The organism is Mesorhizobium sp. M7A.F.Ca.ET.027.03.2.1, assembly GCF_003999175.1.
Classification (GTDB): domain Bacteria; phylum Pseudomonadota; class Alphaproteobacteria; order Rhizobiales; family Rhizobiaceae; genus Mesorhizobium.
On record NZ_RZOM01000046.1, the window covers coordinates 1 to 12,582 of the forward strand.

Genomic DNA, 12,582 nt, shown 5'->3' on the forward strand with positions numbered 1-12,582 from the left:
ATGCAGTATGATCTTGCCGTCGTCGGCGGCAGCTTTGCCGGCCTGTCCGCCGCCATCCAGGTGGCGCGGGCAGGACGCAAAGTGCTGGTGATCGACGCCGGCCAGCCGCGCAACCGCCTTGCCGAGCATTCGCACGGCTTCCTCGGACAGGACGGGCGCGCGCCCGGCGCAATCCTGGCTGACGCAAGGCGGCAGCTGCTGGCCTATCCGACAGTTAGGGTTGTCGACAGGCGTGCCGACAAGGCCGTTGCTGCCGGCAGCAGCGATTTCGAAATCACCACCGATGGCGACGAGACATTCGGTGCCGCACGATTGGTTCTGGCCACCGGGGTACGCGATATCCTGCCGGAGGTTGCCGGGCTTGCCGAGCTCTGGGGCAGGAGCGTGCTGCACTGCCCCTATTGCCACGGCTACGAGGTTTCCGGCGGGCCGCTCGGCGTGCTCGCAACCGGCCCGATGTCCCTGCATCAGGCACAGCTGATCGCCGATTGGGGCGATGTCACACTGTTCGGCAATTGCCTGTTCGAGCCTGACACAGAGCAGATGCGCGCGCTGGAGAGCCGAAAGGTGCGGTTTGAGCCCACCAGCGTTGCCGAGCTAAGGGAAGACGGCTCCGGCGGGTTGATCGTCCGCCTCGACGACGGCAGAAAGGCCGGCGTCAGGGCGATGTTCACCGCTCCGCGCAACATCATGGCCAGCCCGCTGGCCGAACAGCTCGGCTGCGGCTTCTCCGAAGGCCTCCTCGGCCCGGTGATATCAGTCGATGACAGGCAGCAGACGACCGTGCCCGGCGTCTACGCCGCCGGCGACGCGGCACGTTCGATGCACAATATTGCCTTTGCGGTATCGGGTGGCGCCTTTGCGGGCGTCTGCGCCCACCAGTCGCTGGTGTTCGGCTAGAACCCGGCTTCCTCGCCGGCGATGCTGAGCCGCGCGCCGGCCTGGGCCAGGGCGGCAGCCAAGTCGTGCGGCGGCGAGCGGTCGGTGGCGAGTTCGGAAAAGCTGTCGAAGCCGCAGACCTGGACCAGACCAAGACGGCCGAATTTCGAGTGATCGGTGATGACCAGGGATCGCTGACCGCGCGACAGCACCATGCGGGCGAACTCGGCCTCATCCAGATCAAAATCCATGACGCCCATCACCGCGTCGACGCCGCCGGTGGAAATGATGGCGTGGCTGACCGAGAAGCGACTGACAAAATCGATTGCCGAGGCACCGAAAGCAGCACCGGAATCGCTGCGCAGCTCGCCGCCGGCCATATAGACCTTGTTGCCGTTGATGGTGGCCAGCGTGCGGGCGATGTCCGATGAGTTGGTGACGACCGTCAGGCGCCGGTGGCCAAGCAGTTCACGCGCAAGGAACGAGGTTGTCGTTCCGGTGTCGAGCATGATCGATTCCCCGTCGCGGATGGTGGCGGCGACCATGCGGGCAATGACGCGCTTGGCATCGGCGTTCTCACGCATGCGCCGCTCGAAGGGCGCTTCGCCGATCATCGACGGCAGGCCGATGGCGCCATGCATCTTGAGGACAGAGCCGTCACCAGTCAGTGGCTTGACGTCGCGGCGCACCGTCTCCAGCGACACGCCCAGCCGGTCGGCCAAACTGGCGATGGTGACGGTGCCCTCTTCCTGCAGGAGACGCAGGATCTCGCCGTGTCGTTTGGACTGGGCCATCTGGTTTCCCGAACTGATGCTCCTGACCGATTTTAAGGTAATTCAAGTGCTTTTAAAGGAACTACCTTATGCTTTCAGGCAAAATACCCAAAAAAAGTCACACCTTTTTATTGACAAGCGGGCAGCCCTGTCGTGAAATCGAAGACATCAACAGGCTTCAGATCTGCGGCTGGGGCAGAGCCGCAACTCAGCGATCAGGCCGTTTGGAACGTGCCTGTTCAAGGAATTTTCAGGTCCGCGGGGGCGGATGCCGGGCTCAAAAACCTGGCCAAGGGGCTCGTCGGTGCGGTGCGGGATACCGATCCTGGCGTCCCGCACCGACGAGATTATTTACGTTTTTCCCGCCATCGTTGCGCTGTTCACGGCGCCTTGTCGAAGCCCAGCAAACCAGGGATGTTCCGTGACCGCCGAAGATCGCATCCGCGCCCTGCCCTGCTGGACCGGTGGCATCGAGATCGCACCGCTGCCCGGCGGCCTGAGCAACGCGAATTATGTGGTCACGGACGCGGCCGGACGACATGTCGTGCGCTTCGGCAAGGACTATCCGTTCCACCATGTCTTTCGCGAGCGCGAGGTTATGACCGCGCGGGCGGCGCATGCCGCCGGTTTCGCGCCAGCCGTCCGCCATGCCGAACCGGGCATCCTGGTGACGGAATTTCTCGGTGCGAAAACCTATCTGGCGGAAGACGTGCGCGCCAATCTCGGCCGGGTCGCGGCCCTGATGCGCGCCTTCCACCGGGAGATGCCCAATCACGTCTCGGGCGCCGGCTTCATGTTCTGGGTGTTCCATGTCATTCGCGACTATGCGCGCACGCTTGAAGAAGGCGGCAGCCGCAAGCGCAGCGACTTGCCGCGCCTTTTGACACTGGCCGACGAACTGGAGCGCGCGCAGAAACTGCTGCCGATCGTCTTTGGCCACAATGACCTGTTGCCGGCCAATATTCTCGACGACGGCAACAGACTATGGCTGATCGACTTCGAATATGCCGGCTTCAACACGGCGATGTTCGACCTCGCAGGCGCCGCCTCCAACGCCGGCATGAGCGACGAGGAATCCTTCGCCTTCCTGACCGCCTACTTCATGAAGGAACCGGACGAGGCGATCCGCCGTTCGCACGCGGCCATGCAATGCGCCTCGCTGCTGCGCGAGGCGATGTGGAGCATGGTCTCCGAGCTCTATCTCGACGCGCCGGGCATCGACTACGTCGCCTACACCGAGGAAAACCTCGCCCGGCTCGACGCGGCACTGGAAAACTACCGGACAAAATACGGGATACAGAAATCATGACATTGCCGAGCCAGGCCGCCATCGTCGTCATCGGCGGCGGCATCATCGGCTGTTCGACGGCCTATCATCTGGCGCGCGACCACAAGGCTGACGTGGTGCTGCTGGAGCAGGGCAAGCTGACCTCGGGTTCGACCTGGCATGCCGCCGGCCTTGTCGGGCAATTGCGCTCGTCGGCGTCTATCACCCGCGTGCTGAAATATTCCGTCGACCTCTACAAGGGACTGGAGGCCGAGACCGGTCTCGCCACCGGCTGGAAGATGACCGGCTGCCTCAGGCTCGCCACCAATGCCGACCGCTGGACCGAGTACAAAAGGCTGGCGACGACAGCAAAAAGCTTCGGCATGGACATGCAATTGCTGTCGCCGGACGAGGTGAAAAGAATGTGGCCGCTGCTGGAGACCGGCGATCTCGTCGGCGCCTCCTGGCTGCCGACCGACGGCCAGGCGAGCCCCTCCGACATCACGCAGTCGATGGCCAAGGGCGCGCGCATGCATGGCGCCAAACTGTTCGAGGATGTTCGCGTCACCGGCTTCGAGATGAAGGACGGCCGCATCGCAGCGGTGAAGACCAGCAGGGGCGACATCGCTTGCGACAAGGTGGTCAACTGCGCCGGCCAATGGGCGCGGCAAGTGGGGGCCATGGCCGGCATCAACGTGCCGCTGCAGCCGGTGAAGCACCAGTACATCATCACCGAGAAGATCGACGGGCTGGCTACCGACGCGCCGACCATCCGCGACCCTGACCGACGCACCTATTTCAAGGAGGAAGTCGGCGGGCTGGTGATGGGCGGCTATGAGCCTAACCCGCAGGCCTGGGCGACTGGTCTCCCCGGCGACGACGTTCCCAATGATTGGGAATTCAGGCTGTTCGACGACGACTACGACCATTTCGAGCAGCACATGAGCCAAGCGATCGCGCGTGTGCCGGCGCTGGAAACCGTCGGCGTCAAGCAGATGATCAACGGGCCGGAGAGTTTTACGCCGGACGGCAATTTCATTCTCGGCACAGCGCCCGAATGCGCCAACATGTTCGTCGGCGCCGGCTTCAACGCCTTCGGCATCGCCTCGGGCGGCGGCGCGGGCTGGGTGCTGGCGCAGTGGGTGGTCGACGGCGAGGCACCGCTCGACCTGTGGGTGGTCGACATCAGGCGTTTTTCCAACCTGCACCGCGACCGGCAGTGGGTCTGCGACCGCACGCTGGAGGCCTATGGCAAGCATTACACGATCGGCTTCCCGCATGAGGAGTATGCCACCGGGAGACCCCGCATCGTCTCGCCGCTCTACGACAGGCTGAAACAGCAGCGCGCCGTATTCGGCTCGAAGCTCGGATGGGAGCGGCCGAACTGGTTCGCACCGCAAGGCGTCGAGCCGCAGGACATCTATTCGATGGGCCGGCAGAACTGGTTCGCGGCGGTCGGAGGCGAACACCGCCATGTGCGCGAAAAGGTCGGCATTTTCGATCAATCGTCTTTCGCCAAATACGAGCTGACCGGGCCAGATGCGTTGAAGGCGCTGGACTGGATCTGCGCCAACGACGTCAGCAAGCCGGTCGGCCGGCTGACCTATACGCAGCTTCTCAACACGCGCGGCGGCATCGAGGCCGATCTGACGGTGGCGCGGCTGGCCGAAGAGAAGTTCTATATCGTCACCGGCACCGGTTTCCGCACGCATGATTTCTCATGGATCAGCGATCATATCGGCGAAGGGCTCGACACCATGCTTGTCGACGTCACCGAGGATTTCGGCACGCTGTCGCTGATGGGTCCTCGGGCGCGCGACGTGCTCTCGGTGGCGACCGGAGCCGACGTGTCGAATGCCGGCTTCCCGTTCGGCCATGTGCGCGAGATTGCCATCGCCGGCCACACGGTTCGGGCACTGCGCGTCACCTATGTCGGCGAACTCGGCTGGGAACTGCATGTGCCGATCGCGGCCACCGGCGAAGTCTTCGACGCACTGATGGCGGCAGGCGAGAAGCATGACATCCGACCGGTCGGCTATCGGGCGCTGGAATCGCTAAGGCTGGAAAAAGGCTATCGCGCCTGGGGATCCGACATCACCCCCAACGACACGCCACAGGAAGCCGGGCTCGGTTGGGCGGTCAAGCTGCGCAAGAACACCGATTTCGTTGGACGGCGCGCGCTGGAAAAGACCAGCGGCGCGGCACTGAAGAAACGCTTTGCCGGCTTCACGGTCGAAGACCCCGAGATCGTGCTGCTCGGTCGCGAAACCATCCTGCGCAATGGCGATCCGGTCGGTTATCTCAGCAGCGGCGGTTACGGCTACACGCTGGGCAAGACCATCGGCTACGGCTATGTGCGCAACGCCGATGGGGTGAGCGACGATTTTCTCGCCTCGGGCGACTATGAACTGGTGGTTGCGATGGAGAGGACGCCGGCCAAGATCCACCTCGAGCCTATGTACGATCCGGCAGGCGCCAGGGTCAAAGCGTAGGTCAAATAACGCGCAAAGCGAGGCCGCGGCTTGGTACCGTGTCGGCCTCGCCGGGCATCGAGACGTAAGGACGCGTTTCCTCGACGCGGGTGACGAGGCCTTGCGCCTCGATCTCGCCGACACGCGTGGCAAAGCCGGCATCCCACAGCGTGTTCTTGACCGTCAGCACGATCACGCCGCCCGGACGGCAGATGCGGATTAGCTCGTCCAGCCCCTCGACGCCGACATGGCCCGAGGTGAAGACGCCGGCCGAGATTATCCCGGCATAGGCATCGTCGTCAAAAGGCAGATGACCGCCCAGCGCCAGACAATGAAACGCGGAATAGATGCCCTTGCGGGCCGCCTGATCCAGCATGCCTTGTGAAATATCGAGTGCCTCGACCAGGGGATAACCAGCAATATCAAGCCATTCGCCGATGAGCCCGGTGCCGGCCCCGGCATCGAGCAGCGGTGCTGAACCGCGCGGCAGATGGCGGGCCAGCAACGCAAGGCAGATCGTCGGATGGCGATAGCCGGCGGCCGACATGTCGGCGTCATAGGTTTCCGACCAGCGGTCATAGAGTGCGGCCACCTCTTCGGGCCGCTTTGCCGCGTAGGCCGCGCCGAGCGCGCCCTGATGTTTGCTGTCCGCCACTTTTATCCAGTCCGCCAATTTTGATCTCGCAGTGATGATAGCCAAAGCGCGAAAATTGTGGAACCGTCGCTGCGACAAATAACAGCGTGGGGGCGCAGGCATGGTGACAGACGAGGCGCGTGCCGCACTGGACGCCATTCCCATGCTGGCCGGTTACAGCGGGCCGCTGGAACGGCTGGGCGGCCTCACCAATCTCGTCTTCAAGGCCGGCGACTTCTGCCTGCGCATTCCCGGCAAGGGCACCGAGGAATACATCAACCGGGCCAACGAAGCGGTGGCCGCGCGCGAAGCTGCAAAAGCGGGGGTCAGTCCCGAGGTGCTGCATGTCGACCCCGGTACCGGGGTGATGGTGACACGCTACATCGCCGGCGCCGAAACGATGTCGCCGGAGAAATTCCGGACACGTCCGGGCAGTCCGGCACGCGCCGGCGAAGCCTTTCGCAAGCTGCACGATTCAGGCGCGGTGTTTCCCTTCCGCTTCGAATTGTTCGCGATGATCGACGATTACCTCAAGGTGCTGTCCACCAAGGAGGTCGCCCTGCCCGCCGGTTATCATGACGTGGTGCGAGACGCCGAGAGCGTCCGCTCGGCGCTGGCCGCCCATCCGCTGCCGATCGTCGCCTGCCACTGCGATCCGCTGTGCGAGAACTTTCTCGATACTGGCGAGCGGATGTGGATCGTCGACTGGGAATATTCGGGCATGAACGATCCGCTCTGGGACCTTGGCGACCTCAGCGTGGAGGGCAAGTTCGACGCCGCCCAGGACGAAGAGATGATACGCGCTTATTTCGGCGGCGAGGCGAGGCCGGCGGAGCGCGGCCGCATCGTCATCTACAAGGCAATGTGCGACCTGTTGTGGACCTTGTGGGGGCTGATCCAGCTCGCCAACAACAACCCGGTCGATGATTTTCGCGCTTATGCGGATGGCCGTTTCGCTCGCTGCAAGGCGTTGATGGAGACGCCGGAGTTTTCGCGGCATCTGGCAGCAATACACCGGGACTGAGCCTGGACTAACTCACGCCCTTCGGCACGTTTTCGGGCGGCACAGTGATCTCGACCACTTTCTGGCGATGGAAGATGAACAGGCCGGCGAGAACAACGATGGCCGAGCCGATCAGGATGCGCGGACCGGGAACGTCGCCGAAGAACACCAGGCCGAACACCACCGCCCACAGCAGCAGTGTGTAGTGCAGCGGCGCCAATGTCGAAGCCGGCGCCAGCTTGAGCGCCCTGGTGATCATCAGGTGGGCGCCGCAGGAGACGATACCGAGCAGCAGCATGGCGCCGAGATCGAGTGCCGACGGCGTCTGCCAGGCGCCGATGGTCAGCACACCGCCGACCAGCAGCGTGCCGATGGTTTGCCATGTCACCAGATTGGTGTCGCTGGTGCCACGCAGGCGGCGGTTGAGGATGATGGCGAAGGCGAAGGAGATGCTGCCTACCAGCGCAAAACCCGATGACAGCGAGAACGCCGCCGAGGACGGTTTCAGCATGATCAAAACGCCGCAGAAGCCGAGCAGGATCGCCATCCAGCGGCGCCAGCCGACCTTTTCGCCAAGCAAGAGGTGCGAGAGTGCCGCAACGTAGATCGGCCCGGCCATGTAGAAACTCATCACATCGGCAAGCGGCAGATAGACCACGGCGGCATAGAAGAGCGCGGTGTCGAGCGTGGTCATCACCACCCGCAGCAGCTGCAGTTCCAGACGTTCCATGCGAAACAGCTTGGCCGGGCCCTGATTGGCGATCATCGGGCCGAGCACGAAGAAGGCGCCGATAGAGCGGATCAGCACCACCTGGCCGACGGAGAAGCTGGCGACCAGCCACTTGCCCATGGCGTCGTTCAGCGCAAACAGGAAGTCGCCGGCCAGCATCAGCAGAATGCCGGCCAGAAGCACATTCCTGATCGTCGAATTCTGCGCCACGGGCTGCGTCATGCCGATCCCGATTCCTCCCTAGTAAGCCGCGTCGTAGACGGAAGCGGCGGCTTTGACGAGGAGAAAACCGGAAATCGGCAAGGCCAGCCTCGGGAATCGGCTGGGTCTGCGCGATTCAGTTCCCTTTTGGCTGCGGCCTGAGAATAATGGGCCGATAGATCACCGGCCTGTCCCAGGGGTCGAAAGCCGGGGTGCGTCTGAGCTCCGCACGCCGCTCCAGATCGATGCGCTGCAGACACTCGGCAAAGGCGTCATTCTTCTTGACGAAGCCGTAGGACCGGCATTTCGCTTCGTCGGCGGCGCGGCGATCCTCTGCCGTTACCGTCATGCAGCCGGCGCAAAGCGCCGACAACGCCACCGCCATCACAGTCTTGCGCCACATGGAATCCTCCTCCGAATAAAGTGGAGGTTTAATGTAAACTTATTTCGCGACGAGCGGAGCTTTGAGCCTTGATGCAGATGCGGCGTCCTATTGGTCCTGATGCGAATGGTGCCGTCGGTTCACAAGTACCGGCCTTCCGTCGATGGACAGCCTGGTTTCCTGCTTCGTCCGCTCCGCCACCACCTTGCCCCTGGCGATGACGCACAGGCGTTCGGCGCGCAGGCGCAGGGCCTCCACCGGACTGCCGGCATCGAGGACGACAAGGCTGGCGCGCTTGCCGACCGCCAGGCCGAGATGATCGAGGCCCATGATCGCGGCATTGACGTTGGTCACCATGTCGAAGCAACGCGCCATCTCGGCCGGGCTCGACATCTGAGCGACGTGCAGGCCCATGAAGGCGACATCGAGCATGTCGGCGGTGCCCAGCGAATACCAGGGATCGAGCACGCAATCCTGGCCCCAGCCGACGCGAATGCCGAGCGCCAGCATTTCCTTGACCCGAGTCAGGCCCCGGCGCTTCGGGAAGGTGTCGTGGCGGCCCTGCAGCATGATGTTGATCAGCGGATTGGGAATGACCGAGACGTCGGCCTCGGCGATCAGCGGCAGCAGCTTCGAGACATAGTAATTGTCCATCGAATGCATCGAGGTGAGGTGCGAACCGGCGACCTTGCCCTGCAGACCAAGGCGCTGCGTCTCATACGCAAGCTGTTCGATGTGACGCGACAGTGGATCATCGGTCTCGTCGCAATGCAGGTCGACCATCAGGCCGCGTCTGGCCGCGATCTCGCACAGCTCCGTTACCGAGCGCGTGCCGTCGGCCATGGTGCGCTCGAAATGCGGGATGCCGCCAACGATGTCGACGCCCATGTCGAGCGCGCGAATGGTGTTTTCACGCGCCGATGGAGCACGATAAAACCCGTCCTGCGGGAAGGCGACCAGTTGCAGGTCGATATAGGGGGCGACCGTCTTCTTGACCTCGAGCAGCGCCTCGACCGCCAGCAGCCTGTCATCGCAGACATCGACATGGGTACGGATTGCGAGCAGGCCCATCGACACCGCCCAGTCGCAATAGGCCAATGCGCGATCACGCACCGCCTCATGCGTCAAAAGCGGCTTCAACTCGCCCCACAGCGAAATGCCTTCGAGCAGCGTGCCCGACGCGTTGATGCGCGGAATGCCGTAGGAGAGCGTGGCGTCCATGTGGAAATGCGGATCGACGAAGGGTGGCGAGACCAGATTGCCGCGGGCGTCGACCTCGGTCCGCGCAGGACCCTGCAGGGTGGGCTCGATCGCCGCGATCGTCTCACTGCTGATGCCTATGTCGGCAACCCTGCCATCAGGCAGTGTGCCGCCGCGAACGATAAGGTCGAAAGCCATCTGTCGTCATCCCGTCAAAAGAATCATCTGATAGTGCCGAGGCTGAAAATCGCATCCCGTCGATGCCGCTTGCAACAGCGGTTTGTCCGCGGCGGCCGCGGATGGTTCCATCCGGCCGCAACTCCTTCTATAAGCCGCCTTCGTTGTCCCGGTTTCAAGGATCCGCCGTTTGTTTCGTTTCTTCCGCTCGACGGAAAACCAGCGCCTCGTTGCGAGGTTGATCCGGGAATCCTTTTATCAGCACAGGTTTGGCTACGGCGCCGCGATCTTGTCGATGCTTGTGGTGGCCGCCACGACCGGCGCCAGCGCCTGGATTCTCAAAGAGATCACCGACGAATTCGTGGTCTTCAAGCGGATTGACCGCGTCAACCTGATTGCGGCGGGGGTCGCCACGATCTTCATTCTCAAGGGTCTCGCCAACTTCATCCAGGCTTATTTCATGAGCCGGGTCGGCAACGCCATCATCGCCGATCGCCAGCGCAAGATCTACGACCGCATCCTGGCGCAAGGCATCGAATTCTACCATTCGACCTCGTCGTCCGACCTGATCACACGCATGACCAACAATGCGCAGGCGGCGCGCAACGTGCTCGACCTCGTTGTCACGTCCTATGTGCGCGACCTGTTGTCGCTGGTTGTCCTGGTAGGGGTCATGGTCTGGCAGCAGCCAGCCCTGTCTATAATCTGCTTCGTCGTCGGCCCCTTGGCTATCTACGGGGTCAACCGCATCCTCAAACGTGTTCGCAAGTTCGCCGCGATGGAGTTTCGCTCGGTCGGCCAGATCGTGCAGGTGATGCAGGAAACGGCAATCGGCGTGCGCGTCGTCAAATCCTTCAACCTCGAAGGCGCAATGCGCAACCGCATGTACAAGGCCGTGTCGGACGTCGAGAACCGGGCCAATAACATCGCGACGCTGGAGGCTGCGACAAGCCCAGTGATGGAGACGCTGGCCGGGCTGGCAATTGCCGGGGCCATCTTCGTCAGCGGCTTCCTGGTCTTGCAGGGCGGCCAGATGCCGGGAAACATCATGGCCTTCATCGGGGCGCTCCTGTTTGCCTATGAGCCGGCAAAGCGCCTTGCGCGCGTGCGCATATCGCTGGAAAGCGGTATTGTCGGCGTGCGCATGATGTTCGAGCTCGCCGACCAGCCGCTGACTCTGGTGGAGAAGCCCGACGCGAAGCCGCTTCTGGCCGGACCGGGCGAGATCCGGTTCGACGCCGTCGACTTCGCTTATCAGAACGGGCCGCCGGTGCTGGACAGGTTCGATCTGACGCTTGCGCCCGGCAAGATGACGGCGCTGGTCGGGCCTTCCGGCGGCGGCAAGTCGACCGTTCTGAACTTGATCATGCGCATGTACGACCCGAAGAGCGGCAGGGTGCTGCTCGACGGCCAGGATATTTCCCATGCGACGCTCGCATCGCTGCGGGAAAAGATCGCCTATGTCAGCCAGGATACATTCCTGTTTGCCGGCACCATCATGCACAACATCCGGCTTGGGCGCGAGGGTGCGACCGACGAAGAGGTTATCGCCGCCGCCAAGGCGGCCAACGCCCATGACTTCATCAGCGCGCAGGCGAAAGGCTACGAGACGGATGTCGGCGAGAATGGCGGCCTGCTATCGGGCGGCCAACGCCAACGGATCTCGATCGCACGCGCCATGCTGCGCAATGCCGAGATCCTGCTGCTGGACGAAGCGACCAGCGCGCTTGATGCCGAATCGGAAGCGCTGTTCCGCGACGCGCTGCAGCAATTGACGGAAGGCCGCACGACGATCGTCATCGCGCACCGTCTGTCGACGGTGCACCAGGCAGACACGATCGTGGTGCTCGAAGCCGGCAAGGTGGTGGAAAGCGGCCCGCACAAGACCTTGCTCAAGCAGGGTGGGCTCTACCAGAAGCTTTATGAGTATCAGTTGATGCCGTGATGGTGTTCCGGATGTTGGAGCCAGCCCCCCTCATCCGGCCCTTCGGGCCACCTTCCCCCCGAGGGGAGAAGAGATCGTCAGCGCCGGCGCCAGCCTCTTCTCCCCAGCGGGGAGAAGGTGGCCGCGCAGCGGCCGGATGAGGGGGCCTGGGCGCAAACCTTATTCCGGCACAAACCTCACCGCGCCCTTGGCCGCGCTGGTCGCCATGGCGGCATAGGCGCGCAAGGCGGTCGTCACCTTGCGCTTGCGCTTTTCCTCGGGCTTCCAGGCCAAGGCGCCCTTGGCCTCCATCGCCGCCCGGCGGGCAGCGAGTTCCGCCTCATCGACAGCCAGGCGGATGCTGCGGTTCGGGATGTCGATCTCGATCGTATCGCCCTCCTGCACCAGCCCGATCAGCCCGCCTTCGGCGGCTTCCGGCGACGCATGGCCGATCGACAGGCCCGACGTGCCTCCCGAGAAGCGGCCGTCGGTGACCAGGGCGCAGGCCTTGCCGAGCCCTTTCGACTTCAGATAGCTGGTTGGATAAAGCATTTCCTGCATGCCTGGGCCGCCGCGCGGCCCTTCATAGCGGATGACGACCACATCGCCGGCCTTGATCTCGTTGGACAGGATCGCCTTGACGCTGGAATCCTGGCTTTCGAAGACGCGGGCCGGGCCGGTGAACTTCAGGATCGATTCATCGACGCCGGCGGTCTTCACGATGCAGCCGTCGAGAGCCAGATTGCCTTTCAGCACGGCGAGGCCGCCATCTTTGGAAAAGGGATGTTCGGTCGAGCGGATGACGCCTTTCTCGCGGTCGAGATCGAGTTCGTCCCAGCGGCGGTCCTGGCTGAAAGCGACCTGTGTCGGCACGCCACCAGGGGCGGCGAGGAAGAAATCGCGCACACTCTGGCTAGTCGTGCGGGAAATATCCCAATGGT

11 protein-coding genes are annotated in these 12,582 nt (G+C 63.3%); 5 read left to right on the forward strand and 6 right to left on the reverse strand.

The genetic code is table 11. From position 1 onward, the window contains the following. A partial coding sequence (locus tag EN750_RS03890) for an NAD(P)/FAD-dependent oxidoreductase (protein ID WP_127395681.1) occupies positions 1 to 900 on the forward strand: 900 nt, incomplete at its 5' end. Here EN750_RS03890 and EN750_RS03895 read toward each other — a convergent pair. After that, positions 897 to 1,673, reverse strand: a complete 777-nt coding sequence (locus tag EN750_RS03895; protein WP_027039687.1) for a DeoR/GlpR family DNA-binding transcription regulator — start codon at positions 1,671 to 1,673, stop codon at positions 897 to 899. The genes EN750_RS03890 and EN750_RS03895 overlap by 4 nt on opposite strands. 400 nt (positions 1,674 to 2,073) lie before the next feature. Between EN750_RS03895 and EN750_RS03900 the strand changes: the two genes are divergently transcribed. Together EN750_RS03900 and EN750_RS03905 are read left to right on the forward strand one after the other, a co-directional pair. Next, the gene (locus EN750_RS03900; RefSeq protein WP_127382604.1) at positions 2,074 to 2,961 is read left to right on the forward strand and encodes a phosphotransferase family protein; all 888 of its coding nucleotides are present in this window, start codon (positions 2,074 to 2,076) and stop codon (positions 2,959 to 2,961) included. Further along, the gene (locus EN750_RS03905; RefSeq protein WP_127395682.1) at positions 2,958 to 5,411 is read left to right on the forward strand and encodes an FAD-dependent oxidoreductase; all 2,454 of its coding nucleotides are present in this window, start codon (positions 2,958 to 2,960) and stop codon (positions 5,409 to 5,411) included. The genes EN750_RS03900 and EN750_RS03905 overlap by 4 nt, the downstream gene beginning before the upstream one ends. Before the next feature lies 1 nt (position 5,412). On the opposite strand, the gene EN750_RS03910 is transcribed toward EN750_RS03905, so the two are convergent. Further along, positions 5,413 to 6,045, reverse strand: a complete 633-nt coding sequence (locus tag EN750_RS03910) for a class I SAM-dependent methyltransferase (RefSeq protein WP_189526032.1) — start codon at positions 6,043 to 6,045, stop codon at positions 5,413 to 5,415. A gap of 100 nt (positions 6,046 to 6,145) precedes the next feature. Here EN750_RS03910 and EN750_RS03915 point away from each other — a divergent pair, with 100 nt between their 5' ends. Then, entirely contained in the window at positions 6,146 to 7,048 is a 903-nt protein-coding gene (locus EN750_RS03915) for a phosphotransferase family protein (protein ID WP_127267471.1), read from the forward strand. A gap of 7 nt (positions 7,049 to 7,055) precedes the next feature. On the opposite strand, the gene EN750_RS03920 is transcribed toward EN750_RS03915, so the two are convergent. The 3 genes from EN750_RS03920 to EN750_RS03930 all read right to left on the reverse strand — a co-directional run bounded on the left by EN750_RS03920 (position 7,056) and on the right by EN750_RS03930 (position 9,738). After that, positions 7,056 to 7,979, reverse strand: coding sequence for a DMT family transporter (locus EN750_RS03920; protein ID WP_127267472.1), 924 nt, complete (start codon positions 7,977 to 7,979; stop codon positions 7,056 to 7,058). A 115-nt stretch (positions 7,980 to 8,094) separates the two neighbouring features. Next, entirely contained in the window at positions 8,095 to 8,361 is a 267-nt protein-coding gene (locus EN750_RS03925; protein ID WP_127395684.1) for a hypothetical protein, read from the reverse strand. An 87-nt stretch (positions 8,362 to 8,448) separates the two neighbouring features. Beyond that, complete coding sequence (locus EN750_RS03930; RefSeq protein WP_127395685.1) at positions 8,449 to 9,738, reverse strand: amidohydrolase family protein; 1,290 nt, start codon at positions 9,736 to 9,738, stop codon at positions 8,449 to 8,451. Positions 9,739 to 9,907: 169 nt separating this feature from the next. Between EN750_RS03930 and EN750_RS03935 the strand changes: the two genes are divergently transcribed. Further along, positions 9,908 to 11,662: an ABC transporter ATP-binding protein gene (locus EN750_RS03935; protein ID WP_127330669.1), complete on the forward strand. Its 1,755-nt coding sequence runs from the start codon at positions 9,908 to 9,910 to the stop codon at positions 11,660 to 11,662. 159 nt (positions 11,663 to 11,821) lie between these two features. On the opposite strand, the gene EN750_RS03940 is transcribed toward EN750_RS03935, so the two are convergent. After that, positions 11,822 to 12,582 (reverse strand): dihydroxy-acid dehydratase (locus EN750_RS03940; protein ID WP_189526034.1); only part of this gene is annotated, 761 nt, incomplete at its 5' end.

Bases quoted from the DNA above. Each gene is read 5' to 3' on its own strand.
- EN750_RS03895 (WP_027039687.1), bottom strand. From the start codon at position 1,673: ATGGCCCAGTCCAAACGACACGGCGAGATCCTGCGTCTCCTGCAGGAA.
- EN750_RS03905 (WP_127395682.1), top strand. From the start codon at position 2,958: ATGACATTGCCGAGCCAGGCCGCCATCGTCGTCATCGGCGGCGGCATC.
- EN750_RS03915 (WP_127267471.1), top strand. From the start codon at position 6,146: ATGGTGACAGACGAGGCGCGTGCCGCACTGGACGCCATTCCCATGCTG.
- EN750_RS03920 (WP_127267472.1), bottom strand. From the start codon at position 7,979: ATGACGCAGCCCGTGGCGCAGAATTCGACGATCAGGAATGTGCTTCTG.
- EN750_RS03925 (WP_127395684.1), bottom strand. From the start codon at position 8,361: ATGTGGCGCAAGACTGTGATGGCGGTGGCGTTGTCGGCGCTTTGCGCC.
- EN750_RS03930 (WP_127395685.1), bottom strand. From the start codon at position 9,738: ATGGCTTTCGACCTTATCGTTCGCGGCGGCACACTGCCTGATGGCAGG.